This is a genomic window from Sphingopyxis sp. 550B, from assembly GCF_057401805.1.
Map to the genome: position 1 here is coordinate 3,596,868 of NZ_CM171610.1, position 25,643 is coordinate 3,622,510.

At 64.0% G+C, this 25,643-nt stretch carries 30 protein-coding genes and 2 pseudogenes; 9 read left to right on the forward strand and 23 right to left on the reverse strand.

Features of this window, described 5'->3' with window-relative positions:
• Positions 1 to 13: 13 nt before the first annotated feature.
• Both AC2S9W_RS16750 and AC2S9W_RS16755 read right to left on the reverse strand, forming a co-directional pair.
• The gene (locus tag AC2S9W_RS16750) at positions 14 to 409 is read right to left on the reverse strand and encodes a CopG family transcriptional regulator (RefSeq protein WP_449328155.1); all 396 of its coding nucleotides are present in this window, start codon (positions 407 to 409) and stop codon (positions 14 to 16) included.
• A gap of 2 nt (positions 410 to 411) precedes the next feature.
• Positions 412 to 2,451, reverse strand: coding sequence for a conjugal transfer protein TraG (locus AC2S9W_RS16755; protein WP_449328154.1), 2,040 nt, complete (start codon positions 2,449 to 2,451; stop codon positions 412 to 414).
• 252 nt (positions 2,452 to 2,703) lie between these two features.
• On the opposite strand from AC2S9W_RS16755, the gene AC2S9W_RS16760 reads away from it, so the two are divergent.
• The 3 genes from AC2S9W_RS16760 to AC2S9W_RS16770 are packed head-to-tail and all read left to right on the forward strand — an operon-like array spanning position 2,704 to position 5,365.
• Entirely contained in the window at positions 2,704 to 3,315 is a 612-nt protein-coding gene (locus AC2S9W_RS16760) for a type IV toxin-antitoxin system AbiEi family antitoxin domain-containing protein (RefSeq protein ID WP_449328153.1), read from the forward strand.
• Positions 3,312 to 4,271, forward strand: coding sequence for a nucleotidyl transferase AbiEii/AbiGii toxin family protein (locus AC2S9W_RS16765; RefSeq protein ID WP_486571305.1), 960 nt, complete (start codon positions 3,312 to 3,314; stop codon positions 4,269 to 4,271). The genes AC2S9W_RS16760 and AC2S9W_RS16765 overlap by 4 nt, the downstream gene beginning before the upstream one ends.
• Positions 4,268 to 5,365 carry a toll/interleukin-1 receptor domain-containing protein gene (locus AC2S9W_RS16770; protein ID WP_486571306.1) on the forward strand — a complete coding sequence of 366 codons (1,098 nt, stop codon included), beginning with the start codon at positions 4,268 to 4,270 and terminating at the stop codon, positions 5,363 to 5,365. The genes AC2S9W_RS16765 and AC2S9W_RS16770 overlap by 4 nt, the downstream gene beginning before the upstream one ends.
• A gap of 3 nt (positions 5,366 to 5,368) precedes the next feature.
• Here the strand turns inward: AC2S9W_RS16770 and rlxS are convergent, their stop codons facing one another.
• The 4 genes from rlxS to AC2S9W_RS16790 form a co-directional block, all read right to left on the reverse strand.
• Positions 5,369 to 7,333: a relaxase/mobilization nuclease RlxS gene (rlxS, locus tag AC2S9W_RS16775; protein ID WP_449328150.1), complete on the reverse strand. Its 1,965-nt coding sequence runs from the start codon at positions 7,331 to 7,333 to the stop codon at positions 5,369 to 5,371.
• Positions 7,334 to 7,625: 292 nt separating this feature from the next.
• A complete protein-coding gene (locus AC2S9W_RS16780) occupies positions 7,626 to 8,246 on the reverse strand; it encodes a lytic transglycosylase domain-containing protein (protein ID WP_449328149.1) in 621 nt (206 codons plus the stop codon).
• Positions 8,234 to 8,818 carry a S26 family signal peptidase gene (locus AC2S9W_RS16785; protein WP_449328148.1) on the reverse strand — a complete coding sequence of 195 codons (585 nt, stop codon included), beginning with the start codon at positions 8,816 to 8,818 and terminating at the stop codon, positions 8,234 to 8,236. The genes AC2S9W_RS16780 and AC2S9W_RS16785 overlap by 13 nt, the downstream gene beginning before the upstream one ends.
• Positions 8,815 to 9,048 carry a helix-turn-helix domain-containing protein gene (locus tag AC2S9W_RS16790; protein ID WP_449328147.1) on the reverse strand — a complete coding sequence of 78 codons (234 nt, stop codon included), beginning with the start codon at positions 9,046 to 9,048 and terminating at the stop codon, positions 8,815 to 8,817. The genes AC2S9W_RS16785 and AC2S9W_RS16790 overlap by 4 nt, the downstream gene beginning before the upstream one ends.
• A 206-nt stretch (positions 9,049 to 9,254) precedes the next feature.
• Here AC2S9W_RS16790 and AC2S9W_RS16795 point away from each other — a divergent pair, with 206 nt between their 5' ends.
• Entirely contained in the window at positions 9,255 to 9,485 is a 231-nt protein-coding gene (locus tag AC2S9W_RS16795; RefSeq protein ID WP_449328146.1) for a hypothetical protein, read from the forward strand.
• A 13-nt stretch (positions 9,486 to 9,498) separates the two neighbouring features.
• Here AC2S9W_RS16795 and AC2S9W_RS16800 read toward each other — a convergent pair whose 3' ends face one another.
• From AC2S9W_RS16800 to AC2S9W_RS16825, 6 genes are all read right to left on the reverse strand, one after another.
• Positions 9,499 to 9,762 carry a hypothetical protein gene (locus AC2S9W_RS16800; protein WP_449328145.1) on the reverse strand — a complete coding sequence of 88 codons (264 nt, stop codon included), beginning with the start codon at positions 9,760 to 9,762 and terminating at the stop codon, positions 9,499 to 9,501.
• An 89-nt stretch (positions 9,763 to 9,851) separates the two neighbouring features.
• Positions 9,852 to 10,352 carry a hypothetical protein gene (locus AC2S9W_RS16805; RefSeq protein WP_449328144.1) on the reverse strand — a complete coding sequence of 167 codons (501 nt, stop codon included), beginning with the start codon at positions 10,350 to 10,352 and terminating at the stop codon, positions 9,852 to 9,854.
• Positions 10,345 to 10,812, reverse strand: coding sequence for a hypothetical protein (locus AC2S9W_RS16810; RefSeq protein ID WP_449328143.1), 468 nt, complete (start codon positions 10,810 to 10,812; stop codon positions 10,345 to 10,347). Before AC2S9W_RS16810 ends, AC2S9W_RS16805 begins: the two co-directional genes overlap by 8 nt.
• Before the next feature lie 38 nt (positions 10,813 to 10,850).
• Positions 10,851 to 11,039: a hypothetical protein gene (locus AC2S9W_RS16815; protein ID WP_449328142.1), complete on the reverse strand. Its 189-nt coding sequence runs from the start codon at positions 11,037 to 11,039 to the stop codon at positions 10,851 to 10,853.
• 51 nt (positions 11,040 to 11,090) lie between these two features.
• Positions 11,091 to 12,161: a chromosome partitioning protein ParB gene (locus tag AC2S9W_RS16820; RefSeq protein WP_486571307.1), complete on the reverse strand. Its 1,071-nt coding sequence runs from the start codon at positions 12,159 to 12,161 to the stop codon at positions 11,091 to 11,093.
• A gap of 362 nt (positions 12,162 to 12,523) precedes the next feature.
• A complete protein-coding gene (locus AC2S9W_RS16825; RefSeq protein ID WP_486570907.1) occupies positions 12,524 to 12,889 on the reverse strand; it encodes a hypothetical protein in 366 nt (121 codons plus the stop codon).
• A 263-nt stretch (positions 12,890 to 13,152) separates the two neighbouring features.
• Between AC2S9W_RS16825 and AC2S9W_RS16830 the strand changes: the two genes are divergently transcribed.
• The 4 genes from AC2S9W_RS16830 to AC2S9W_RS16845 all read left to right on the forward strand — a co-directional run bounded on the left by AC2S9W_RS16830 (position 13,153) and on the right by AC2S9W_RS16845 (position 15,810).
• Complete coding sequence (locus AC2S9W_RS16830; RefSeq protein WP_486570908.1) at positions 13,153 to 13,629, forward strand: tyrosine-type recombinase/integrase; 477 nt, start codon at positions 13,153 to 13,155, stop codon at positions 13,627 to 13,629.
• A gap of 107 nt (positions 13,630 to 13,736) precedes the next feature.
• The gene (locus AC2S9W_RS16835) at positions 13,737 to 13,907 is read left to right on the forward strand and encodes a tyrosine-type recombinase/integrase (RefSeq protein ID WP_486570909.1); all 171 of its coding nucleotides are present in this window, start codon (positions 13,737 to 13,739) and stop codon (positions 13,905 to 13,907) included.
• Positions 13,901 to 14,812 carry a tyrosine-type recombinase/integrase gene (locus AC2S9W_RS16840; RefSeq protein ID WP_475283338.1) on the forward strand — a complete coding sequence of 304 codons (912 nt, stop codon included), beginning with the start codon at positions 13,901 to 13,903 and terminating at the stop codon, positions 14,810 to 14,812. Before AC2S9W_RS16835 ends, AC2S9W_RS16840 begins: the two co-directional genes overlap by 7 nt.
• Entirely contained in the window at positions 14,809 to 15,810 is a 1,002-nt protein-coding gene (locus AC2S9W_RS16845) for a tyrosine-type recombinase/integrase (protein ID WP_486571308.1), read from the forward strand. The genes AC2S9W_RS16840 and AC2S9W_RS16845 overlap by 4 nt, the downstream gene beginning before the upstream one ends.
• Before the next feature lie 124 nt (positions 15,811 to 15,934).
• On the opposite strand, the pseudogene AC2S9W_RS16850 reads toward AC2S9W_RS16845, so the two are convergent.
• From AC2S9W_RS16850 to AC2S9W_RS16865, 4 genes and pseudogenes are all read right to left on the reverse strand, one after another.
• Positions 15,935 to 16,549, reverse strand: a pseudogene (locus tag AC2S9W_RS16850) (ParB/RepB/Spo0J family partition protein); the annotation flags it as partial.
• Between the two features lie 84 nt (positions 16,550 to 16,633).
• Complete coding sequence (locus AC2S9W_RS16855) at positions 16,634 to 17,056, reverse strand: DUF2958 domain-containing protein (RefSeq protein WP_449328140.1); 423 nt, start codon at positions 17,054 to 17,056, stop codon at positions 16,634 to 16,636.
• Complete coding sequence (locus tag AC2S9W_RS16860) at positions 17,053 to 18,024, reverse strand: ArdC family protein (protein ID WP_486571309.1); 972 nt, start codon at positions 18,022 to 18,024, stop codon at positions 17,053 to 17,055. The genes AC2S9W_RS16855 and AC2S9W_RS16860 overlap by 4 nt, the downstream gene beginning before the upstream one ends.
• Before the next feature lie 68 nt (positions 18,025 to 18,092).
• Positions 18,093 to 18,500, reverse strand: a complete 408-nt coding sequence (locus AC2S9W_RS16865; RefSeq protein ID WP_449328138.1) for a DUF736 family protein — start codon at positions 18,498 to 18,500, stop codon at positions 18,093 to 18,095.
• A 741-nt stretch (positions 18,501 to 19,241) separates the two neighbouring features.
• Here AC2S9W_RS16865 and AC2S9W_RS16870 point away from each other — a divergent pair.
• Positions 19,242 to 19,487: a helix-turn-helix domain-containing protein gene (locus AC2S9W_RS16870; RefSeq protein WP_486571310.1), complete on the forward strand. Its 246-nt coding sequence runs from the start codon at positions 19,242 to 19,244 to the stop codon at positions 19,485 to 19,487.
• A gap of 28 nt (positions 19,488 to 19,515) precedes the next feature.
• Here the strand turns inward: AC2S9W_RS16870 and AC2S9W_RS16875 are convergent, their stop codons facing one another.
• The 7 genes and pseudogenes from AC2S9W_RS16875 to AC2S9W_RS16905 form a co-directional block, all read right to left on the reverse strand.
• On the reverse strand, positions 19,516 to 20,271 hold the full coding sequence (locus AC2S9W_RS16875; protein ID WP_449328136.1) for a DNA -binding domain-containing protein: 756 nt from the start codon (positions 20,269 to 20,271) through the stop codon (positions 19,516 to 19,518).
• Between the two features lie 24 nt (positions 20,272 to 20,295).
• Positions 20,296 to 21,174 (reverse strand): phytanoyl-CoA dioxygenase family protein, encoded by an 879-nt coding sequence (locus AC2S9W_RS16880; RefSeq protein ID WP_449328135.1) that lies wholly within the window; start codon positions 21,172 to 21,174, stop codon positions 20,296 to 20,298.
• Between the two features lie 11 nt (positions 21,175 to 21,185).
• Positions 21,186 to 21,422, reverse strand: a complete 237-nt coding sequence (locus AC2S9W_RS16885; protein ID WP_486571311.1) for a hypothetical protein — start codon at positions 21,420 to 21,422, stop codon at positions 21,186 to 21,188.
• A gap of 239 nt (positions 21,423 to 21,661) precedes the next feature.
• Positions 21,662 to 22,507 (reverse strand): IS21-like element helper ATPase IstB, encoded by an 846-nt coding sequence (istB, locus tag AC2S9W_RS16890; protein ID WP_486571312.1) that lies wholly within the window; start codon positions 22,505 to 22,507, stop codon positions 21,662 to 21,664.
• Positions 22,507 to 24,011 (reverse strand): annotated as a pseudogene (gene istA, locus AC2S9W_RS16895) (IS21 family transposase). The gene istB and the pseudogene istA overlap by 1 nt, the downstream one beginning before the upstream one ends.
• 163 nt (positions 24,012 to 24,174) lie before the next feature.
• Entirely contained in the window at positions 24,175 to 24,585 is a 411-nt protein-coding gene (locus AC2S9W_RS16900; RefSeq protein WP_486571313.1) for an acyl-homoserine-lactone synthase, read from the reverse strand.
• Positions 24,586 to 24,642: 57 nt separating this feature from the next.
• Positions 24,643 to 25,395 (reverse strand): LuxR family transcriptional regulator, encoded by a 753-nt coding sequence (locus AC2S9W_RS16905; protein ID WP_449328133.1) that lies wholly within the window; start codon positions 25,393 to 25,395, stop codon positions 24,643 to 24,645.
• Positions 25,396 to 25,643: the final 248 nt, after the last annotated feature.

The following is a 25,643-nucleotide window of genomic DNA, read 5'->3' on the forward strand; positions in this document are numbered from 1 at the left end:
GGAGGCGCGCCGCTCACAGCTCGTCCTCCTGCCCGAGCGTGCGCTTGCCCGAAGCAATCTGGCGGCTGACCTGCCCGACGAAGGCGGCGAAGCGCTCGCGCGCGATGGCACGGCCCGCGTTGTCATTGTCGGCAAGCGGCGCGTGGATCGCCAGTTCATAGCGAACGAACAGCGCCAGCGTCTCGATCAGGATATGCGTGTTGCGCTCGATGCGCCCGAGCGTGGTGGTCAGCCGGTCGAGCCGGTGCCCGAAGCGATCGTCGAGTTCGTTCGAGCCGCGCCGGTTTAGCCAGGCGTCGACCGCATCGGCGAGGATCGCCGACTTGGTCGCACCGGGCCGCGCGGCAAGCTCGTCGAGCCGCTGGCTCAACCTGGCATCGAGCATGAACTGATGACGGATACGCGCCATGATCAGAAGCCCGGCAGCAGGTCGGACGACGGCGAAACGCCGGCATCGATGCCATAGGCCGTGCGCGCGACGCTGGCGGCGCGGGCCTGGTCCATCATCCGCGCGTCGGCGGAACCATCGGCATCGTCCTCGCCGAGCCCCAGCGGGTCGGGCGTCGCGGGCTCGTCGGGCGCGATCGGCTGTTCCTGCGGCAGGCCGGGGTGGCGCTCCTGCTGCAAACCGCCTTCGTCACTGGCATCGGCATCTTCGGCATCACCGTCTTTGCTCGCAAGGCGCGCATCCGGCAGGCAGGCGAGGCCGCCCCAGTCGTTCGGCCGCTGCGGCGGTCGGTCGGCATAGGGGCCGTCCCCCGTCGCCGGTGGTGGCAGGAGGCGGGCCGTGAAGGTACGATCCTCGTAGTAGCGCAGCTTCTTCGCGCGGATCGGCGAATGCCCGGAGACCAGCACCAGTTCGTCGCTGGGCGGAAGCTGCATCACCTCGCCCGGCGTCAGCAATGCGCGCGCCGTCTCCTGCCGGCTGACCATGACGTGCGCGAGCCAGGGCGCGAGCCGGTGCCCGGCGTAGTTGCGCATCGCGCGCTGTTCGGTCGCGGTGCCGAGCGCGTCGGAAATCCGCTTCGCGGTGCGATCGTCGTTGGTCGCGAAGGCGACGCGGACATGGCAGTTGTCGAGGATGGAATTGTGCTCGCCGTAGGCCTTCTCGATCTGGTTGAGGCTTTGCGCGATCAGGAAGGCGCGGATGCCGTAGCCCGCCATGAAGGCAAGGCTGGTCTCGAAGAAGTCGAGCCGCCCCAGCGCCGGAAACTCGTCGAGCATCAGCAGCAGTGTGTGCCGGGCTTTGCCGTCCTCGGTGTGAAGCTGCTCGGTCAGCCTGCGGCCGATCTGGTTGAGGATCAGACGCACCAGGGGCTTGGTGCGGCTGATGTCGGACGGCGGCACGACCAGATAGAGCGAGACCGGCTGCCTCGCGTCGAGCAGGTCGGCGATCCGCCAATCGCAGCGCGAGGTAACTTCAGCGACGGTCGGATCGCGATAGAGGCCGAGGAACGACATGGCGGTCGAGAGCACGCCCGAGCGCTCGTTCTCGCTCTTGTTGAGCACTTCGCGCGCGGCCGAGGCCACGACCGGATGGACTCTCGGTGCGTCCCTGGTGCCCAGGTGATTGGTGGTCATCATCCGCTTGAGCGTCGCGACGAAAGGCCGCTGCGGATCGGACAGGAAGGTGGCGACGCGGGCGAGCGTCTTCTCTTCCTCGGCGTAGAGGACATGGAGGATCGCGCCGACGAGCAGCGAATGGCTGGTTTTCTCCCAGTGGTTGCGGCGTTCGAGCGCGCCTTCCGGATCGACGAGGATGTCAGCGATGTTCTGGACGTCGCGGACCTCGTATTCGCCGCGCCGAACCTCGAGCAGCGGGTTGTATTTGGCGGACGCGGCGTCGGTCGGATTGAACAGCAGGCAGTGCGAGAAGCGCTGGCGCCATCCAGCGGTCAGTTGCCAGTTCTCGCCCTTGATGTCGTGGATGACCGCCGAGCCGGTCCAGCCGAGCAGGGTCGGTACGACCAGGCCCACGCCCTTGCCTGAACGGGTCGGCGCAAAGGCCATGACATGTTCCGGGCCGTCATGACGCAGATACGCGCCTTCCGACTTGCCCAGGAACACCCCTGCGTCATCGTGCAAGCCGGCGCGGGTGATGTCGCGCGCGCTGGCCCAACGGGCGGAGCCGTAAGTAGTGACCTGCCGACGTTGGCGGGCGCGCCACAGCGATCCGAAGATCGCCGCACCGCAGCCGACGAAGCCGCTGGCGCCCGCGATCGCACCGGCACGGTCGAAGATTTGCGGCGCATAGGCATCGAAATGATACCACCACGGGAAGATCGACCATGGGCGATAGACCGGCCAGTGGTAGATGATGAACCACGGTGCGCCGAGTTCCGGCTGCCACGCCAGGCGCCATGCAGCCCATTGGGTGGCGAACCAGATGCCCGCGAGGACGATAGCGAAGACGACGAGGATCTGGCCGATGAGAAGCTTGGTGGGGGTCATGCGGACTCTCCGCCCGCCGACAGGGAATCACCGCGGGCCTTGGCCTCGAAAATGTTGCTGGAGCTGCGACGGCGGCAGTGTCGTTACGACGCCAGAGATGGTCAGGGGAGGACAATGAGTTGGAGCCGGAGCGCAAATGTCCAATGCTCAGTGATCGATGTGCAATGCGCCCAATACAAGGAACGGTAAGGCAGAGCGCGCAAAATGTCGGCACTTATTGACAGATGCCGACGTTTTGCACAATTTGACCCAATGAAAGTCGGCGAACCCCTCTCAAACCGCGCCATTGCTCTCGCCCGTTCACGCGGGATCGCCCGCGCCAGGGATTTCCGTGAGGCAGGTATCGCGCCGTCAATCGTCAAGCGCCTGTGCGAACAGGGGCAGCTCGTTCGTCTTGCGCGCGGGCTGTATCAAATGGCCGATACGGACGACGTGAACGCCATGCATAGTCTGGCCGAGGCGGCACGTCTCGCGCCACATGGCGTCGTCGCGCTGCTATCCGCCCTGCAATTTCACGAACTGACTACCCAGCTCCCGCATGCGATATGGCTCTGCTTCCATCACAAGGCGCGGATCCCGCGGACGCTTCCATTCCGCGTCGAAGCCGTGCGCGCATCGGGCGAAGCCTTTGAGGCGGGACGCATGACCGCCCAAATCGAAGGCGTCACGGTGCCGATCTACGATCCTGCAAAAACCATCGTCGACTGCTTCAAATACCGCAGCCGGGTTGGGCTCGACGTGGCGATCGAAGCGCTGCGCGACGGTCTGCGTCAGCGCAAGGCGACTCATGCCGATCTCTGGCGTTACGCGGCCATCTGCCGGGTGCAGAATGTCATGCGCCCCTATCTCGAAAGCCTGTCATGACACTGCCACCGCAGAAACGCGATGTGGCGGCCTCGATACGCCAGCGCCTGCTCGACCAGTCGCGCGCCTCGGGCCAGGATTTCCAGCGTCTGCTCGTCCGTTATGGCATCGAGCGGTTGCTGTATCGCCTATCGAGAACGTCGGCGCGCAATCGCTTCATCCTAAAAGGCGCGATGCTGTTCGCGGCATGGACCGATGCGCCTTTCAGGGCGACAGGCGACCTCGACCTTCTGGGATTCGGCGATGACGATATCGAAGCAGCCCATGCGACGTTCCTGGAAATCTGCGGTGTCGAGAGGGACGCGGCATCGTCTACGGACGGTCTGATTTTCGTGGGCAACAGCATCAGAGTTGAACGCACGCGAGAGGATGAGGATTATCGCGGCCTGCATGTCCGGCTCGAAGCCCGGCTCAAAAGCACGCGCATACCCATCCAGATCGACATCGGCTTTGGCGATCCGGTTCATCCCGCGCCGCTCGATCTCGACTATCCGTGCCTTATACCCGATCTACCGCCCGCCCATATCCGGGCCTATCCCCCCGAAAGCGTCGTCGCGGAAAAGTTCGATGCGATGGTTCGTTTCGATGCCGCCACGTCGCGGCTCAAGGATCACTACGACATTTGGGCGATCTCCGAGACGTTTCCCTTCGATTTGCAGATGCTGGTCGAAGCGGTGCGGTTGACGCTCGATGGGCGCGAAAGGCCGTTTCCCACCGACTGGCCTGCCGGTCTGACGCCGGGCTTTGCAGAACGACCGGATAAGCTGGTCCAATGGCGCGCCTTTCTTAATCGCAGCGCACCGACGCTGGAGCCGCCGCCCTTTCCCGAACTGATCGGTCGGCTCAGGACATTCCTTGGCCCGACGCTCAATGCGCTGTCAGACTATGAAGCGACCAGGTCGCTTCGCTGGATTCCAGGCCAAGGCTGGGTCGAACAGAGTGTGGGCAGCCTATGAGCCATTATTTGCCCACAAGGATCGGAAGCTATCTCCTCCGCCTTCACGCCGAATATGCCGCCCGAGAGCGCGCGCTTGAAATGGAAATCGTCACCAGTTGCCGCGCGCGGGTCATCGAAGAAACGGACTTCGACAACTATGATGGTGGCACACATGGTCATGATGCGCGCCTTTACCTGCCACTTCATGTTCTGGCCAAGGTTGGGATCAAACAGCAGGACAAAGTGGCCGAAGGGATTTGCTCCGACCTGAATGATCTCGCCCGGCAGATTCCCAACGAATATTTCCGGGCCGTTCAGTTCGAACTGAACGATGAAAACGATCCCAAATATCAGGCGGCGATACCGTTCTCGCAGAAGCACCCCGCCAATCCTGACACACTTCCCTTCTGGAAGCCGGGAATGGTCCGCTTGTTCATCAGCCATCGGGACACACACAAGGGCGCTGCGAATGAGCTTGCATCTGCGCTGGAACCCTATGGCATTTCGTCATTCGTCGCCCACGACACGATCCAGCCCATGTCTGAATGGCGCAAGGAAATCATGCGCGGGCTGGAAACGATGGAGGTGATGCTCCTATTCCTGACCGACGATTTCCAGGACAGCATCTGGACCATGCAGGAGGTGGGTTATGCCCTTGGAGCCGATAAACCGATCATAAGCCTCAAGCTCGGCAAGAAAGACCCGCCGGGATTTATCGGCCACGAGCAGGCGCTGCGCGGCAATAAGGACAAACCGCTCGAAGCAGCCGTGGCACTCTACCCACTGATCGCCAAAGCCCTTGGGCAGAGGGAACGGCTGCAAGCTGCATTGGTCACCTCCTTCGTGGCGGCGCCGGATTGGGGCGATGCAAGATCGCGATTCGACCGACTGAATGGTGGCGTCGAAAGGCTCTCGGAGAAGGAGCTAACCGCCATCATCGACGGATTCTATCGCAACGACCAGCTTCACAACGCGACGTATCTTACGCACCGAGGTCATCGCCGTCTGCGAGAATTTCTCGAACGGACCACGGGCAAAGAGTTTGAGATACAAGGGCGGCGCATCCAGGAAGTCTTGCCCCAAGGGGATGATCTCGACAATATTCCATTCTAGCCCTCACGAAATCGACGGTCCTCCCCTCCCTCGCCCGAATGTCCAGCTCATACCGTCGCCGCGCATGATGCCGGCGACGGGCTTGCCAATCTGCCGCTCCAGCGCCGGCCGCCAGGGCACCAGCGTAAACTCGCGCGATTTCTCGACCAGCGCATAACGTCCGCCAAGCATATCGACCTGCCGCCTGAGCGTGCCCTCGATCCGCCCGCCTGCCTTCGTTTCCACGAACGCCAGGCCCAGTTCGTCGGAGAGCTGCCCCGCAACCCGCAGCAGTTCCCGCCGTCGCAGGACTGCAAGGGCATCGGTGCGCAGCCGGATGCCGGTATCCTGTTCCTCGGCCAGCCCCTGCTCGACCAACCATTGCCGCCGCTGGCCTTCCGCCTGCCGGACCTCGCGCCCAAATCCCGCATCGCGAACCGGCATCGCATCCTCACCCGCGACCCGCCGATCGAGCCAGGTTGCAGCACCCGCTGCGATGAGTTTGTCGATCGGCATGGTCGAAAGCATCTCGACCGTGACCGGCCGGGCACGCGCCAGCCTTGCCTCATAGGCTTCGATGCGGGCCAGATGATCGGTGGCGATTTCCCAGCTTCCATCGGGCTGGCATTCGACGCCGCCGGTGAGCCGCCGGATTGCCTCCAGTCGCCGCACATGGGTTTGGGCAAAGGCTTCGCTCGCCGACGGGTCATGGCGCAGGTGCAGATCGACCGAATATCGCCCCTCGTTCGCGGCCGCGATTTCCGCGACGGTCCGATCGGCATCCCGCACGCTGCCGCGGGCGGCCTCGATCCGCACGATAGACCCTTCAGGCGTCGGTCCGATCGCATCGCCGCGTCCGATGTCGACATAATGACTGCGGCCATCGACGCCATCGACCAGCAGAAAGTGCCGATCATTGAGCTCGTCGGAGAGCCCGCGCGCAACCACGCGTCCGACGATCGCAGAGCCTTCGGCGGGATCGAACACATGCTGCTCGACGCCGGCGCGGTTGCGGGCGGTCATCTCGCGTTGCATCGTGCGGATCACGTCGCCGCGTTCGCCGACCCGGCGCAGTGTGTCCTCCAGCCCATCGGCCAACCGCCATCGGCCGCCGCCAACCTCCTCGGCAAGGCCCATCTCCTCGAGCTTGCGCAGGCGGCCAATGCGAAGCGCCTGCTGAAAGGGATCACGCATCGACTGACCGATCTCGCGATGCTCGTCCATCTCGCGGATCATGCGGCGGTCGATCGCCGTCGCCCTCTCGGCGCCGATGTCATGGCGCAAGCGTTCCTCGATCTCGAGCGTGGTGCGCGGCCCCAGGTCGAGATTGACGAGGTCGATCGCGCGCTGGCGCAGGCCGTGACTTACATATTCGCGGGCAATGATGAGATTGCCGCCGCGATCATCGCGCCCGCGCAACACGATATGGGTATGGGGATGGCCGGTGTCGTGATGATCGACCGCCACCCAGTCGAGCCGGGTACCCAGATCCTGCTCCATCTGCGCCATCAGCCGCCGGGTCAGCGATTTGAGGTCGGCATATTGATCGCCGTCCTCGGCAGAGACGATGAAGCGGAACTGGCGTTCGTCACCGACGCTACGTTCGAGAAACGCCCGTCCATCCACTCCATCCTCGCCCGCCGAATAGAGCTGCCCCTTCCCGCCATCCCGATCGACGCCGCCACGCTGGAGATATTGTAGATGGACGCGCGCGGCCTGAAGTCCGTTCGCGCCAAGTTTCCGGTAGCTCATCTTGGTGACGACGCGCCGGCTGCGATAGCCGGCAAGCCGATCGCGTCCCGACAGCACTCGTCCCATGCTCGCGCCCCGCCCGATACGAGACCCGTCGAAGCGCGCCGATCGCTTTCCCATCGCGCCACCGAGACGGGCCGAGGCCGCGACCACCGTCCCGACATATTTGCGGGCCTTGCCCTTGCCGCGCGACCCAGGCTTGCCGAGCTTCGGCGTGAACTCCTCGTCGTTGCTCACCGGCCGGGCGCCCAATCAGCAGCACCATCCACCCAGAACCGCCCGCCTCCGGTCTCCAAGGCACAGCCTCCGGAAAAAACGATGTGCAGACAGAGCATTAGCAGTGCCCCAGAGGCACTGCCTTTATCTTGCACAACCTCCCCTCCCCCTGATTTCGCCATTCCCGGCTCCATATCTAGGCCCGCAGCACGCAGATCACGCCGCCGCTGTCGGGCAAAATCCGGGCAGAAAGCTGCCAACGAAACCGGGGCTTCACGCTGCTCAAATGCCGCGAAAACCCGGTCCAACGGCATCACGGATCGCTCCGTTTGATCGCAAACATCGGGTCGTTCTGCGCCTTATCCGGAACAGTTCGTGGTGCGTCGCCAAGGTCGCGCCGCAGCACGAACAGCAGCTCGCGCGGGCTGGCGGCGACGGTCGCCGGGGTCATCCGGGCATGGCCGGTGATGCCGCCGATATAGGCGATGGTTTCGCCGGGAAGGTGCGATCTCCCGGCGAGATAAGCAGCATAGCGCCCCGGCCCGGCGTTGTAGGCGGCGAACAGGCCGGGATAGCCGAAACGATCCGCCATCAGCCGAAGATAGGCGGTGCCCGCGATAATGTTGTCGTGCGGATCGTCGGGATTGGAACCGAGGCGATAGGTATCGCGCATCGCCGCCCAGGTCGCGGGCATCAACTGCATCAGCCCCATAGCGCCGACACGCGAGCGAATGGCACGTCCGTTCAGCGTGGTATGCCCCCCGCTTTCCGCGCGCATGACACGCTCGATCCATGGCGCCGGGATGCCGAAACGGGCCGATGCTTCGGCAATATAGGGCGTCCACTGCGAGACGGCATCGGATCGCACGACAGCACTCGCCCGGACGCCAACGACGGTCATGGCGAGCGCAAGAATGCCTTTCAGCGCAGCCATAGCGGCCTCGCGATACCGACGACATCGGCGCTTGAAGTAACCCCGAAATAGCGCCCGTCAAACGAACCGGGCGCGGCGGGCGACAGCAGGAACACGTCTCCCTGACGAAGCAATCGGCACCCGAACCAACGCGGCATGGTCCGCCCGCGCCAATCAAAATCATAGCGCACCGCGGCCGGCACCCGCTCGATGGTGATGACGTTGCCGAAAGCGCAAACGGTATCGCCCGGCACCGCGCCGACATGCTTCACCAAGGGGACATTGGCGGGAATGTAGCGGCGCGATGCCGCCAGTTCGCGCACCGCCAAGGGCACCCGCGCGATGACCATATCGCCACGATGCGGCCCCATGGTGTGGCTCACCGCGTAGAGCCCGACTGGCGCGCTGGCGCTGGCGTTCCAAACAAGAAGCGGCATGGGCGGCAGGACGATGGACAGCAAGACCGCGCCCACACCCCCGCCGACCAGCGCCGCGCAGCGGCGCAATCGGCGACGCTCTACCTTGCGGCGGCGCAGGTCTTCACCCCATGCGAGAAGCGGCAGGTCACCGCCGCGCGTGCGCTGGCCGCTCACGACTCTGCCCCCTTCGCCCGGGCGTCTTCCCGTGCGCGCGACCAGGCCAGGAGATCGTCGATATGATAGAGCACCATGCGCGCATGGCGGCGCACCACTGGTCCTTCGCCCTTGGCGCGTAGACGCTGGAGCGTGCGCGCAGACATCTGCAGGAAATGGGCTGCCTGCTGCGCGTTGAGATAGGGACTGCCGCGTCGTGCGGCGCTCGCGCGATCTGTGTCGTCTGCCATGACTGTATCTGTTCCAAAGGGCGGCGGGAGGCCGCGTCTGGCGTCGGAACATGCCGGTCCGACCGGCACTGGCAGAGGCTCGAAGATCGACCGGCGCGTTTTCGTGTCCCCTGACCGGAATTCCGGTGTTTCGGGCGCGCAATATCTGCACAGCGATGCGCGTTTACACTGGCCCGCCGCAATCGTTAGAGCGGGGCGGCGGGGTAATGATGACGGTGATTCTCAATCAGATTCGGCGATTGGTGGAGCGGTTGTCGCCCGCGCCCGCTTGTTCAGGATGCCTGACAGAGCGGCTCGCCGATGTTGACGAAAGTTCGGTGGGCATCGCGCTCAACGAACTGGCGGTGCGGCGGGGATTTGGCTGGACGCAAGACGTTTGCGGCCTGTGCGGCAAGACCCGGCAGGTCATCGGCAAGCGCGGGTCAGGCATATCGTAGCGGCCCCAACGGGCTATCGCGACAATGTGCGTATCTGCCAAACCCCCAGCAGTACGCAGGCGATGCCGATCGTTCCCAGCACGCGGTCGTCGTGCGACAGGGCGTGCTGGCGCAGCATATGGAATGCGGTGAAGCCGAGCGCCGCAAGACCCAGCATGGCGATCAGGCAGAACAGCAATCTGCCCTGCCGGTTGGTCGCTGGATGATAGTAACTGTGGTAGCGGCTGCGCGTCCCGCGCCGCCACCATTTGCCTGATGGATGATTTTCAGGAGCCATAAGGCACGCTGTCATGCCGGACGTTTGCCGTCAAACGTCGCCCGCGCGCCACGCCGGAACGGCGTTGGCGCGCGGGCGAAAGGTTCAGGTCAAATCCCGCCATCCAGCGCCTGCGACAGCGCTTCGCCGGTAGTTTCGATCTCGATACGGTCGGCGAAGACGGCGCACCATCCGCCGCCAAATTCGCCTATCCGGGGCTTGGAGCAGGTCGCCGCCCACTCGAAGCCAACCGGCCCCGCCCGCAGCGTTTCGACGCAACATCGCTGGATCAGCATGGCCACGGCGGCGGGATCGAAATCGTCCATGCTGGCGAAGGATACCGCGCAATATCCCGGCTCATCGGGCAGCGCTTCGCTCCAGAAATCGCCTCCGACGCAGGGAAATACCGGGTCGGGAAATGCCTGTATGAAGCCGCTCCACGGATCGCCGGGATCGCTCGGCGGAAACGCCGCCAACAAATCCGCGCCCGGTGGATCGCGATCAAGTGCGGCGCAAATATCATGCGCGGCATTGATCGCCTCGGTCAGCAGTGCCGCCTCGGCGGCGCTGCAACGAATGGCGAAACTGCCCTGTGTCCACATGTCAGCCATGCGCCGCCTCCTGTTCATGGGCGACGATCACCAGCGGCGGAACGGTAAAATCCGCCGCGTCGAAATGCGCGCGGATCGCTGCCATGCTGCCCAGGCGCTCGACCGTGCAGCGCCCGATGAGGATATAATCGTCTTCGTCGGCGGCATAGGATTGCGGCTCGCCGTCGCCAGTGAAGACCGTGCGTTCCGCGCTCCATTGTCCGGCATAGGCCCCGGACCAGCGCGCGAAGCGCAGGCCATGCTTGGTGCAAAACGCTTCGAGTTCGGTGAAACAGCCCCACGCCACTTCGTGCGCCATCAGCACGAGCGGTTCGGCATGGGGAAGCTGGTCGGCGGCGAAGGGTTCGCCGTCCCAATCGGTCGAAAGCCCCTCGCGTTCGATGGCGGCGAGCAAACCGGGCAGGAGGATGGCGGGCAGATTGCCGCCGATGGTGATGGATGCGGACACGCGGTCGGCCATGGTGAAATTCCTTTCGGGATTTGGGGAGAAGCGGCGCGCTAGCGCAGCGCGACCGAGCGCCAGACGACGCGGCATTCGGTGATCCGGCAGGGCCTATCGAGCAATGCCGCCTTGGCGCGGGCGCGCTCGAACGAACGGTAGACGCCATATTCAGACCAGATGGTGCTATGCTTCTGGCGGTGCGGATATTGCTGTTCGAGGCGGTAGCTGGGGCATTCGGAAGCCATGATACCCTCCATGAAACGGGGATGGCGGACATGCCGCCATCCCCTCGGGATTCACGCCGCCAGCGCCATCGCGGCGGGGCCGCTCGGCTCCGGCCCGGACGGCTCGGCGGTGTCGATGTCCTGCCGCGCCGCCGCCACCAGTCCGGCCTTGTCCACGGTGCCAACGCCGCTGCGCGGGGTGTAGGCGGCGGGCGGAAACGCCATCCAGCGAGGCACCCAGCCATCCACCTTGGCGCGGCCCTCGGCCCCGGCAAGGTGGTTGCGCACGATGGTTTTCAGGGTCTTCGATTTCTCGCCAGCATTGGCCGTGGCGACGGTCGCTCCCGCCACTTCGGCGACAAGGGCGGTCAACACTTCCCGGTCGCGGATCAACTCGAAGAACGCATCGTCGGCCTGCCAGTAACAGGTCATATCGACGCCGATTTCCTGCCCCACCACCTCGACGGCAGCGCTGCCCGCCGCAAGGCTCTCGCCCATGACCACGGCAATGATGTCCATCACCGCATGATCGGACAGGGGAAGCAAGGCGAGAAAGATGCCTACCAAACCATAGGCATCGCCATTCCCGCCAAGAACGGTCGGTTCCTCGGGTGAGAAGTGCAGAAGCGCCAGAACTTCCCGCCGCTTGACGTCGAAATCGGCTTCGGCCCGGCACGTCTCGACGCTCTCGCGAATCCCATCGTTGCGCGTGGTTTGCGGCTCGGGCTTGACGGTCCACAGGTGCGAACCGGCGATGGCATGGGCGACCATCAAGCGCAGCGCAATGCCGGGCTTGCCGGTCAGCGCGGCGCGCACGGCGGCATGGCGATGCAGGTCAAGATAGGTCTGCATCGTGCCGGTCACTTCGGGCCGGGGCGCTTTGCGGCCCGTGTCCAGCGCCTCGCCGCGTTCAAGGCGGCGGGCTTCCTTGCCGGTCACATAGCCTTCGTGGAAGGTCACCTCGCCATTGCCGCGCACGTCGATATAGACGCGCCCGCCCTTGCGCTTGGGGGCCTTCTGATATTCCCAGGTCGAGAAATGTTCGGTCGGCGGCACGATCACCACATCGCTCCAGCCCGCTTCGAGATAGTCTTCGCGGCGCGCTTCGATGGCCGCATTCTGCGCGGTCCAGAAGCTGTCCACATCGGCAAAATAGCGGTCCTCGCCGAACAGGTCGGCGACGATTCCGCCTATGCCCTCGCAATTGAACAGGGCGTGTTTGACCGGGATCGACTGCCCGCCGAACAGCCATTATGCCGACCGCGTAATTATGCCGAGCACACCATAGCGAAGCGCCGTTTTCCGTACATCTGTCGGCGGCACGCTCGGGATAATCCTGTCCTCCCACAACCGAGGGAGGATATATGCACAGCACGATCTCACTATTCGATTACGAGCCGCTCGAGTCGGCTACGTCGATGTCGCTCGATGCGCTTGTCGCAGAGTTCGAGGCACCTTACGCCGGCAGTTCGAACCGCCGCCACGGCTTTGCCGCCCGGCATCTGCTATTCTGGCTGAAGCTCCGCAAGATCGCCTTGGCGGACGTCGACAATGCGGTGCTGGAACGGTTCGGCAAGCATCGGTGTCGCTGTCGTCGATACCGGACTCAGCCTAATCGCGATCCATACTATATGACCATGATACGGATGTTCGTGCATTTGCTCGAGCAGCGGGGCGTAATACCGGCTCGTTGCCCGCGTGATGTCGCATCGTATTTTGCGCCATATGCCGCCCACCTCAATGGCCAAGGCTACGTCGCCAAGGTTGTTCGGCGCATGATGTTTGACGCGCGGCACTTTGCTTACTGGGTCGGCCGCAACGCCTATTGGGGCCAGATCGACCGCAGCGTCATCGAGCATTTTGCCGGTCACGAGTGCTCATGTCCACGCGCGATGCGCGGTCGCCCTGGCGATACCGCTATCGCCGTACGCCGCCGACATGCCTCCAAGTTCCTCGCGTATCTCGTCGGCCACGGCGCCATTGCATCCACCGCAAGCGAGCCCGAGCTGGATGAACGCCTGACGGCCTATAGTCATTGGCTCGCAACCGCCCGCGGGCTTCCAACCGCTGGGATTAAACGGAACCTGCGGGAGGTGAAGCGGTGGTACGACAGCATCTGCGGTGAAGGCGTAACATGCTCGGCCGAAGCGCTCCGATCGATCCTGCTCGACCAGGATCCGAGCCGCTCGAAGGGGGCCATCGATCGTACGGTGAGCACCTTGCGGTCCTTTGTCCGCTTTCTGATTGCACGAGGGAGTGTCCGCCTGATCGCCTTGCGGCCCTTAGCATCGGGCCCAAGCGCGCGGCCACCCAGGTTCCCCGTTTCATCGATCGAGCATCCATCGAGCAGATTGTCGCAGCTTGCGATATATCAACGCCAACCGGCCTTCGTAACCGCGCCCTGCTGTTATTGCTGGCGCGTCTCGGACTGCGCGCTGGCGATCTCGTGGCAATGCAGCTCAACGATATTGACTGGGATCAGGGAACGGTCCGCGTTTCCGGCAAGTCTGCGCGCGCTGTGCGGCTTCCGCTCCCCAGGATGCCGGGGAAGCGACCCTCGCCTATATCGAACAGGCTCGACCAACAGTCGCGAGCAACCATCTTTTTCTGAACCTGAAGGCGCCATATCAGCCGTTCGCAGGCCCCAGCATCATCTGCTGGATAATCGGCAAGGCGGTCGAACGTGCCGGCCTTACCGGCATCCCGACCGGTTCGCATGTGTTTCGTCACTCGCTCGCCACATCGATGCTGCGTGAAGGCTCCACGCTGGAGGCGATTGGCACCGTCCTGCGGCATTCCAAGCCGGATACGACCGCGATCTACGCGAAGGTCGATTTCGCCATGTTGGGCGAGGTGGCGCAGCCCTGGATTGGAGGTGCGTCATGCTGATCCACCACGTCGAACGCTATGTCGACTATCGCCACAAGCTTGGGGTCGGGTTCGAAGAGGGCGAGCACACCCTCACATTGTTCGCGCGCTACGCTGGGGAACACGGCGACAGTCACGTCACCATCGAGCGGATTCACGAGTGGTGCAGTCAGGCGTGCTCGCCCGAGCGCGCTCGGGCCAAGTACAACGTGCTGCGCCGCTTTTCGCTGTTTCTACGAGCAGAAGATCCAGGCCACGCCGCACCACCGATCGGCGCGTTCGGGTGCCGCCGACGCCCGAGGCCGGCGCCGCATCTGCTCCAACGCGAGCAGATTGCGGCGATTATATCGGCTGCATTGACCCCGCCGGACAGGACGATCAACGGCTACACCTATCACTGCCTGTTCGGCCTGCTGGCCGTAACGGGCATGCGGGTGTCAGAGGCGCTCGCTTTGCAGCGCTCCGACCTCACCGGCGAGGGACTGCTTGTTCGCCGAAGCAAGGGCGGCGGCAGTCGGCTGCTGCCCATCCACTCGACAACACGGGACGCCATCGAGGCATATCTCAACCGGCGCAACCGAGTGTTTTCGATCAGCGATGATCTATTCATCATCAGCACAGGACGGGCACCGGACAGGTCGACCGTCCGCAAAGTGTTCATTGGCCTGGCCCGGGAGCTTGGCATCCGTGGCCCGGTCGGCACGCCCGGCCCGCGGCTGCATGATCTTCGGCACAGTTTCGCCGTCCGATCGCTTGAGGCCTGCGCCCACGATTACGATGCGGTGCGCCGTCACATGACGGCCCTTCGCGACTATCTGGGCCATAGCAGCATCTTGCACACCTATTGGTATCTCGAAGCCACCCCGGTGCTGATGCGCACTATCGCCGCGGCCAACGAAGTCCGCTTCCTGGGAGGCGCACGATGACCGCGCTCGCTCCTCATCTCACCGATTATCTGGTCGATCATCTGCCCCGGCATCGCAGCGCCAGCACTCATACGGTCGCAGGCTACGCCCACAGTTTCACATTACTGGTCCGGTTCGCGGCCGACCGCCGACGATGCCGACCGATCGACCTTCAGGTCGAAGATCTCGGCCCCGATCTCATCCTGGCCTTCCTGGATCATGTCGAGGAGGAGCGACGCAACAGCGTTTCCACCCGTAACGCCCGTCTCGCCGCGGTGCGATCCTTCTTCCGCTATATCGAATACAAGGTTCCAGCCTGCCTCGATCAGGCACTGCGCATCCACGCGCTGCCCCGCAAGCGGACCGCGACGCGGCTCGTCGATGCCCTGACGATCGAAGAGGTTCGGGCGCTTCTCGCAGCGCCCGATGGCCGTAGCTATTGTGGATTGCGCGATCGGGCGATGCTTCACATCGCCTATGCTTGCGGACTGCGCGCATCCGAACTGCTCGGCCTGCAGATGACCGCATTTCCGCCCGCCTCGCTGGCGACGGTCCGGATTCACGGAAAGGGGCGCCGGGAGCGCGTCCTGCCGCTATGGCGCGAGACCCAGCAAGCATTGCGAGGCTGGCTGGGCGCCCGCGGTGCGACGAGCGAACCGACACTATTCCTAAGCCGAGCAGGCGAGCCGTTGAGCCGCGACGGCTTGGCGCTGATGGTCGCAAAGCACGTCCGCCAAGCGGCATTGTCATGCCCGTCCCTGCTCTCGAAGCGGGTCACGCCGCATGTCCTGCGTCACAGCTGCGCCGCCCACACTCTGACGGCGACCGGCGATATTCGGAAGGTATCGCTATGGCTGGGACACGCTTCGCTTCGCAGCACCGAAGTCTATTTGCGCGCCGATCCGGTCGAGAAGCTCGCGATCCTCGCCGCCCACGCACCGCCAGGCGTTACGCCAGGCCGGTTCAGACCACCATCCGACGAGCTCCTCGCCATGCTTGCTATGGCCGGCAGCACCTGATCCCGGGAAGCCGCGATTATACCGATCAACGCGAGCCAGATTCCGCGCACAAAGCCGATTGGCACGACATCATCGGCATAATTACGCGGTCGGCATAATGGCTATTATGCCGAGCTCGGCATAACAGCCATGCCTTGAGCTGGTGGCCGGTCGGGACATAGCCGTCGGGATCATCGTAGAGCGCCAGCCAGGCGCGCTGCTGGCTCTTGCTGGCCATGGTCAGATGACGGACGGTCGCCGCGTCGATTTCGCCGTCGCGGTAGAGGGTGCGGATGCGCGGTATCAGGTTGCCGAGCGCGAGGATGCGCTTCACCGCGAGTTCGGGGAGGCCGAAGGTCGCCGACAGGTCGGCGATGCCGCGCCCTTCGCGAACCAGCCGGGTGAAGGTTTCCCAGCGCGTCACCTCGTCGGCGTCGAGCCGGGCGGTGTTCTCGATCAGCGAAGCCTCGATGGCGTCGGCATCGTCGCCATCGTCGAGGATCGCGCAGGGCATCGCCTCGACGTCGAGGCCGCCCGCGCGGCGCTCGTCGGCGACGATGCTGGCAGCGGTGAAACGCCGTGCGCCCGCGACGATCTCGAACGCGCCTTCGGCGCAGTTAGGGCGGACCAGCACCGGCACGATAACGCCGCGCTTGCGCACGGTCGGCAGAATGTCGGACACGTCCGGGGCCTTCTTGGCATAGCGCATGTTGGCCTTGCTGACCGACAGCTTGCCAAGCTCGATGAATTCCAGTCTCATGGCACTACCTTTCTAAGGTGCCGGTCCGTCGCTCTTTCCGGGATGGCGGACCGGCTTTTCATCGGCGGGAAACGCCCGCCCGCGTCATCCGTCCCGGTCGTCGCCGGGGTGCGGAATGGGGTGCGCCGCAAGGCGGCAAAGCTGGGTTTCGGCTTGGGAAATGGAACCTGCGGCGCGGGCCGCATCGGCCCAAACCGATAGCGGGGTGTCGCTCGCAAAGGTCAGGTCGCGCTCGATGCCCAGCCCGAACGGCAAGCGAACCGAAGCGATTTCATGGAGGCTGAACACGCCCAGTTCGGGGCAACCGAAGCCCAGATCGGCCAGCCCGAACAAGGTGTCGCCATCCTCGTAAAGCTCGCTTGCCAGCCATGTCGCCGCGCCCAGCGGGTTGAAGAATTTGACCACGGGCGCGGGATCGGGTTCGCGGGTTTCGACCAGCGCGGCGACGCGCCGAGCTTCGTCGTTGGCGCGCAGCAAGGCGCGCAGGTCGGGAGGAAGCAGGATCATGCCGCCAGCCTCCCGCCTTCGGCCAGCGCGGCGGCTTTCGCCTCGCCGTGGCGGGTCAAAAGCCAGTCGGCGGCCTTGCTAGCGGCGCTCGCTGCGCGAAAGATCGCGCGGTTGTCCTCGCGCAGCACGGCGAGCCACGTGCCCAGATAATCGGCATGGCGCACGGTCGGCACGATGCCGAGCGCCGCGCACAGGAAGGCCGATCCCATTTCGGCAATCAGTTCCTCGCGGGCGTAATCCTTGCTGCCGAACGGGTTGAGAAGATTGCGAGCGAGCCGGGAATGATGGCCGCTGGCATGACAGAGTTCGTGCAGCGCCGTCCGGTAGAAATTGACCTGATCGAAGAACGCCGGTTGTGGCGGCACCTGCACATAGTCTGCGCTTGGCACATAGAACGCCTTGTTCCCGCCGATGCGGAAATCCACGCCCGATGCGGCAATGACGTCTTCGGCCAAGGGCACGATTTCGCGTGTTGGCAGCGGCGCGGGATCGGCGGCAAGGCCGGGTCGCAAGCCTTCGCACTGCGCCAGATTGAACACGGTAAAGCGTTTGAGGAAAGGAATGGCCTTGGCGTCCTCGCCGGTCTGGCGCGCCCGTTCCTTCTCCGCTTCGGGGGTGAAGCGGTCGGCATAAACCACGGTCACGCCCTTTTCGCCCTTGCGGACATTGCCCCCGGCTTCGAGCGCCTGCCGGAACGTGAGCCAGCTTTGCGAGGGCCAGCCATGTTCGATCACCGCGCCCCACAATATCAGCACGTTCACACCCGAATAATTGCGGGCGGTAAGCGCATTGCGCGGCAAGCCGGGATTGACGGTGCCGCCATGGCCCCAAGGCTGCACCCACGGGAAGCGGCCCGCTTCCAGTTCGCCGACGATCCGGGCGGTCACCTCGTCGTAAAGGCTGGCACGGGATTCATGCGAACGCGCGGCATCGCTCCCGCGCGCGCGGCGCGCAGTCTCCTTCGTCATGGCGAAGGCTCCTTCTGGCAATTGTGGGAAAGGGTCGGGGAAGCGGCTAACCGCTCCCCCGGATCGGATCAGTTCAGGGTATCGGAATAGCCGTGGTCATCGCCCGAGGTGCCCATATCATCGGGCAGGTCGATACCGTCCACCTCGCGCCGCCGCTGCGCGGTCTTGCGCACGATATTCCAGACGCTCGTATCCTGCCGCGACCGGAACAGGCGGATGGGCACATAACCCGACTGCGCCGTGTCGATGTAGCCGCCGAAATAGACTTCGCCGGTCTCGCGCGATGCCCGTTCCCAGATCGAACCCAGCCGCACCCCGCGACCGCGCGGGCTCTTGCTCATCAGGTTGAACAGCGGCGCACGCGGATTGTCGGAAGTCACCTTCTCGAAATAGACATTCTCGAAGTCGAACCCCGCTTCGGCGATATAGCCAGAAACCATGCCGGTATCGCTGCGGATCATTTCACCAATGTTCATCGTCTTTACTCCTTGCCTGTCGGTTTTGTGTCGATGTCAGCGGACGTTCTCTTTCCCTCCGACAGTTATACTTATACAGGATTGGAAAAATCCATTCTATCGCATTGTTTTATTGACAGAAATCCATCGCAACTGGAGAGTCCGAGCATCCCCGGGGCGCGCGACCAGCGCGCCAGCAAACGACAAGAACGCATCGGCCGCCCGTGCGACCGATACCGCGTCTACCAGGGGCCGGGCGCGGGGCTTGCCCCGATCCCATCGCACCCGGAGCCGTCCTCGCAGGATCCCCAGGGCCGCGCGGATTTCTTGTCGGCAAGAGGCACGGGAGGAGGATTTACGCGGAGCTTGCCGGAACGGGGCTGGCGCTGCCGCAAGGCAGACAAACGCCGCCGGCCCCGTTCCGGCTAGCGCAGCTTTCCTCCGACGCAACTCCTTGCCGATGAAAATCCGTGCGGCACGCCAGGGATGCTGTGAGACGGCGAAGGGGGCGCATGGGATCGTCTCGCGCACGGTCCCCCATCGCGCGGCCCCCGCGCGATTCCACATTGCCGGACGCCCTGTCCGGCTGCCCCAGCGATCGTCACCTTTGGCCGGGACGGCAAAGCCGGCCCGGTGGAGCTTGGCGGCGAAGGCGCCTAGCGGAATAGAGCGCGGTCGCGCCCACGGCGCGAGGGGTCAACCTCCGCTTCTGTAGGGTATTCCCGACAGCGGAAATATCTGCGGCGTCCACAATGGCGCACAATGACCAGGGATCGCAAAATCGTAGCCGGAAACTTGAAAGCATTGCGCGAAGTTCGAAAGATCGCGCAGGAAGAACTTGCGGTGAAATCGGGCATCGACCGCAGCTACATCAGCGATCTGGAAAACGAGAAATACGCAATCTCGATCGACAAGCTCGGCAATCTCGCCGAAGCGCTGGGCGTCGAGACCTGGGAAATGCTGCATCCCGATACCGCGGCAAGGATGCGCCAGCGCACGAGCGCCTGACGCCAAACCCATATCCTCCGGCACCGGCCTAAACCGGCCCGCCGCCGAGCCATCCACCCGGCCCCATCGCCAGACAGCGCCCGGCCCCGCGCGCAAGCCGCTGCACTCGCAGTCGCCAGGATGCGGCATCGGTGCGCCACCGCGGCTGAAGCGTATCGACGCCGAACAACCCGGCAACGATCTCACGCGTCGAAACTCCGACCGCTATCGCATCATGAACGCGCAGCATTTGCGTCCACCGCGCCGCGCGCCGTTCGACGGGATGCAGGGTCCGGGAAAAGCGGCCGTGTCGCGCCAGGGCGACAAACTGCGTCAACGCCGTGATCTGCGGATCGGCGCAGGTCACGCCCGCAATGCGCCAGGCAAGCGCCAGAGGCTCACGCAAGCCGCCATTACCCAGCAAATCGATGCGGATCGAGCGCAGACCGTCCGAGATGAGAATATGGGCTCGGTCCCTCTCGCCCGGCAGCACTGTCAGCAATGGGTCAAGTCGCCTGAAGTCGAACCGATCCACACCGCCATCATCGCCATCGCCGGAAACTACGCTGCCCTGCAAAACGCCGGCATCGATCCCGCGGCTCCAGATTGGCCGCGCTGTCAACGCGTCGTCGTCAGGATCCGAAAACGCGATCAGGCCGAAAGGAGAAGGCGCCTGCCGCTCGCGCCAGGCTGCGACATAGGCCGGGGTCCGCCGCAACCACTCCCAGGCAAAGCAGCGCCGGTCTCCGCCCAGGAGCCGGGCGTAGGAGCCCGCGTCGCGCCAGTCGCCGCCGGCGATGGCCACGACGCAGGCTCCCGTCTCCTGTCGTCAGGGCTGCGAAGCCCCTGCCCTCGCCGCCTGCTGCTCCGCGACATAGCCGCGTAGCGCCTCGGCCTGATCGTCGCGTAGCGCGTCGATTGCGGCTTGATGCGCGGCCGGCTTGCCATAGAGCAGCACCGAGGGGTCTTGTCCCTCGACATTGCCGAGATTGGGCCGGTGCTGGGCATAGCCGATCAGTGCCGCGAGTTCCGGCGAGAAGGTCCGCGCGATCTCGGGCGGGTAGACCAGCCATTGCAGTTCGAAGGGCTTGAGCCATCCAAGGCTGTAGCTGACGATCAGCCCGCGCCGGGGCGTCGGGGTCCGGTTGGCGCCGCCGCCGTGGAGCGTGCTGCCGAGGAAGGCGAGCATGTCCCCCGGCTCGAGTTCGGGAACGATGGCCCGATCTTCCGCCTGCGGCTCACCCAGATACTGGTTGCTCCCCGGCCAGATCCGGGTGCCGCCGTTCTCGGCGGTGAACGGGGTCAAGGGCCAGATGACGTTGATCAGGTATTCGATCTCGCCCCTGGGTCCGGCCCACATGTCCTCGTCGCGGTGCGGATATTGCGCGAGCGCGCCTTCGTGGATTTCGACGCCCTGGGTCAGGTTGAGCGCGATGCGGTCGCAGAACGATCCCAACGCATGTTCGGCAAGCCCAAGCGCGACGGGGTGTTGGACAAATTGCGCGGCGAGCGCAGATCGCGTCAGCAGGCTGCCGAACCGCTTGGTGCGCCGACCATAGAAATCGCCATCGCAGAACGGCGTCTCGGAAAAGCAACGATCAAGGTCCGCGTTGAGCGCTTCGGCAAGCGAGGCGGACACCGCGCCGCGAACGACGGTGTAGCCCTGGCTCAGCAAATCGGCTGCGTGGTGCGTGATGAGGTGCGTCATTGCCATCCTCCTCACGCAGCGACCGCGGCGAACTTGGCCACGGGAGCGTAAATGCCGGTGCGCGCAAGGCGTGCGGGCGTGTCGGCATCGATCTCGATGCGAAAGGCGCCGAGCGTCATACCGCCGATCGTGCGAACCGGCCCAAGCGGCGAGGCATCCCAGCCCATCGCCAGCACCGCCTCGCGAAAGCCCGACCGAACCACCCCGGTCAGGGTCCGGATTCCTTCGCCCAGCGCGTGATCGACCATGGCGGTGATCAGGCGGTTGTAGCGCGACGATTACGGAGTCCGGTCGGCGTCAATTATGATGGCCGATAGGTGGCCGCGCCGGTTGGTGAATTCTGGCTACCATTTGCTGTTGCGGGGAGCAACCGTCGAGCGACAATTACGACGCTGGGTAATTGTCGCTGACGCTGGCCGGAAGCGAGGGTCTGAAGCGCATGGGATGGTTGGCATGTAATTGCCGCTGGCGACAATTACCCGTTGCCTCAGCAAGGGTGCTCCCGAGCGCGAAGCCAGCGACAATTATGATGGCCGGTCCGGGCGCCATTCGGCGGGTCGTAATCGCCGGCGTTGATACGGGCGACGGCGGAACGTTTGCGGTAGCTTTCGCCGTTCATCTCGATGATGATCGAGTGGTGCACGAGGCGGTCGATCGCGGCGACAGTCATAGCGGGATCAGGGAAGACGTTGTCCCATGCCGAAAATGGCTGGTTGGCGGTAATGGCGAGCGAGTGGCGTTCGTAGCGGTGGGCGATGAGCTCGAACAAGGCGCTGGTCTCGACCTGGTCCTTGCGGACGTAGGACAGATCGTCGAGCACGATGAGATCGAACTTGTCGAGCTTGTCGAGCATGGCGGGTAGGCTGAGGTCGCGGCGCGCGGACTGGAGCTTCTGGACCATGTCGGTGGTGGAGCAGAACAGGACGCGCCGCCCCGTGTCGATGAGGGCATGACCAATGGCAGCAACTGCGTGCGTCTTGCCGGTCCCGCTCTGGCCGAACAGCAGCAGGTTGCCGCCGCTCTCGATCCAGTCGTCACCGGCGGCGAGGGACAAGAGGTGCGGTTTGCGGATGCCGGGGGCTGCGTCGAAATCGAAGGTGGCGAAGGTCTTGCCTGCGGGCAAGCCGGACTGGTCGCGATGGCGCTGGATGCGCCGGGAGGAGCGATCGGCCATCTCGATCTCGAGAAGCGAGGCCAGCAGGTTGGCGGCCGGCCAGCCATCGCGATCGGCGGTGTCGGTGAGGCGCTTCCAGTTGCGGTTGATACTCGGCAGGCGCAAGGCCTTGAGCAGGGTAGGCAGCACGGCGGCGGCCTGGTCCTTGGTGCGGGTCATCAGTACACCTCCCCGCTGGCGATCAAGCTGTTGTAGCTGTGCAGATCGGGAGGCGGGATAGTGACATCGCGCTGCGATCTTGCGGTTGGCAGGAACTCGTCCCTGAGCGCATCGACATCGGGCAAGCGCCCTCTGTCGAGTGCCTCATCGATCCGCCGGGCCAGCACGTCGACACAGTCGCCCCGGCGGCGATATCGAGCAGCGCGACGGCATCGCGGCAGGCCTGCCGTCCATCGAGTTGGGCATCGAAGGCTTGCCAGGCCCGCCGGTAGGCGTGATCGGGGAACAGGGCTTCGCGGTAGACGAGGTTGCGCAGCGCACCAGGCTTGCGGCGCAGGTTACCGATCATGTGCCGGAAATCGATGCTGTGCCCCCGGTGGGGATGGCTGATCCGCACGCGCGGCGTGGACATTACCCTGTCCGGACCGAGGAAGAGCTCAATGCGATCGTCAAAGAGATGCGCGTTGAGGCGCCGTCCGACGAGGCGGGAAGGCACCGAATAGGTAACCCGATCGATGGCGACGGTGCCGTTGCGGGTGACATCGACGGTGACCATGGCGAAATCGGTGGTTCGCCTTGCGGGCAGCGCCTTGAGTACCCTGCGTTCTGCATCGATGTGCGCAGCATGCCGCCGGTTCTGTCTGGCGACCTGCGCCTCAACGAACTCGCGCCAGGCCTCGATGCTGACGAAATCGCGGCTTCCCCGCCGGCGTAAGGCCTGATCGAGCCGTCGCTTGAGATGGGCATGGGGACCTTCGATCGATCCGTTCTCGTGCGCCTCGCCGCGGTTGTTGCGGGTAGCGAGCATGCCGTAATGACGGCACAGCTCGTCATAGCTTCGGGTAAAATCCCGCTGCGCATCGGCGTCGAGGTTTTTGTAGGCGGCTGACAGGGAATCGCTGCGGTGTTCGGCCGGCGCGCCGCCCAGCTTCCACAAGGCATCCTGCAGGTGCTCCGAAAGGGCGGCAAAGCTCTCCCCGCCCAGCACGACAGCCGCATGCTCCCAGCCACTCGCCGCCAAGCGGAAGTGGTAAAGGCGATAGGCCAGGGTCTCGCCGGCAACGGTGACCTTGAGACTGTCGCATACCGTGAAATCCGACAGGCCCTGCCGACCGGGCTCATGATGCTGCGGGAAGAAGATCTCCTTCTCGCCGCCGTGCAGTGCCCGCCAGCGGGCGATCCGGCGTTCAAGTGTTCGTCGTATCGCATCGGGAACAGCATCCTCGCCGAACTCGTCCTGGAGCGTCTCGAAGACCGTGACGGCAATGATACCGTCGATCTGGAGCAACTCCTCGACGCGTGGCCAGAATGGCTCGAGCGGATCGGCGCGGGTGCGCCAGTGGCGCTCCTTCTTCTTCTGGGACGGAAGCTGCGGATCGTTCTCGATCCGGCGTGCGCTGCGCTCGCTGATACCGGCCTTGGCAGCCGCGACGGCCTGGGTGTGTTGGCGACGATGGGTCATGAAGAGAAATACCTGCTGATCGGAAATGTGGTGGCCCGGCATCGCAAACCCATCGCTCGTTGTTCGATGAGTGTTCCGATACCACCGCCCGCCACAGCCCCGATCAGCCCCCCCGAAAGAAGGGGAAAAAGATCGCTACCGGTTGTCTGGTCCGCTCTCCGGTCGGGGCTACGCCCCTCCCTACGATCAGCCCAGACAACCGATCCTACCGGCCATCATAGTTGCCGCTCAACCGGCCATCGTAGTTGTCGCCACGCAGGCGGTTGCGCACACGCAGCCGTTCCCCGGCCCCAAGCCGTGACGGCAGGCAAAGCCGGGTGATCTCGAAGATGTCGGCGGCGCGCGGGACGGCGCGATCGCACAGCCCGGAAAACAGATCGCCGAGAATGTGCGGCCGTGTCGAAGGCAGGAGACGCATCGATCCTTGATGATGACCGCTGTCATCGAGGTCCGCGATATAAACCGCGTCGGGTCCGTCGAACTGGTCGATCTCGAAGCGGCCGTGCGACACGGGCACATCCCAGCCCATCGTATCGACGAACAGCAATCGCCGGTCCTCGAACATTCCGGTGTCATAGATGTCGGCGAGATCGTAGCCTTGGGATAGTCTGATCATGGGCAAGCTCCTCGAAGTGGAGCCGGACAATGATCAGGATGCCGATGGCAGAGATATTCACCCGAATGGGGGAATAGACGGCAGGAACTCGATCAACCCGAGACGCAAAGCCTCATAGACGAGCTGGGCGCGGGTTATCACATTGAGCAGGCGGAACGCCGACTTGACGTAAGTCCGGACGGTTTCGAGGCCTATGCCGAGAATGGCGGCGATGTCCTGATCGGTCTTGCCATGCGCGATCCAGAAGATGCATTCGCGCACGCGGTCAGCGATATGGGGAACGAAATCTGGGCCATTCGAAAGGCCTGCGATCCGGCGCGCCGCATCAAATGCTATGCGTCCCACCACATCCGCGACAAGAATGCGCTCGGAAGTGATGTCGTGAATCCTGCTCGTTGCGAAATTAACCGACCCCTCGGGCTCGCCGGGCACATTCACTGGGATGGTTATGCCCTGACGGATGCCATAGCGTGACGCATCGTCAAGAATGGCGTGCTGCTCTCCAGACAATACCACGCGTGCCAGCACATCGCCCCAAAGGAAGCTCGATGCTCGCCGACGCGCGATCGCGAGGATGGGGTCGACGATCTTGCCGCCACGACCTATCAACCGGCGATCCCAACCCTGCGGATAATTTTCATACCGGATGAGTTGGGAACATGGCCTGACCAGGCTTGCCGAGTGGAGAACAGCGACGAATTCGAATCCCAGTTCGCGCGCGACATCATTAATTGTCCCGGCCAGTTCCATTTCTGCGGTCGCTGCGTCTGCAGCATTACGAAAGTCCTTGACGAAGCGGGACAGCCACATTGGCCAAACTCCCACCTAGCATCCAGGGAGTTTGGGCATTGCACCCACATTAAGCCATCCATGATCAATGTCTAAGCAATGAGGATTTGTGGAGTATTTTCTACAAATCGAAGCTTGAAAATTTTTACTACCGCGCCATCTTTTGTAAAAGATGGTAAATTGCAAATAAGAAATATGTCCTATACATACCCTCAAATTTTAATAATCGCTCACATTGTTAATAAGCATGTGCGTTTATAGTTTTTCAC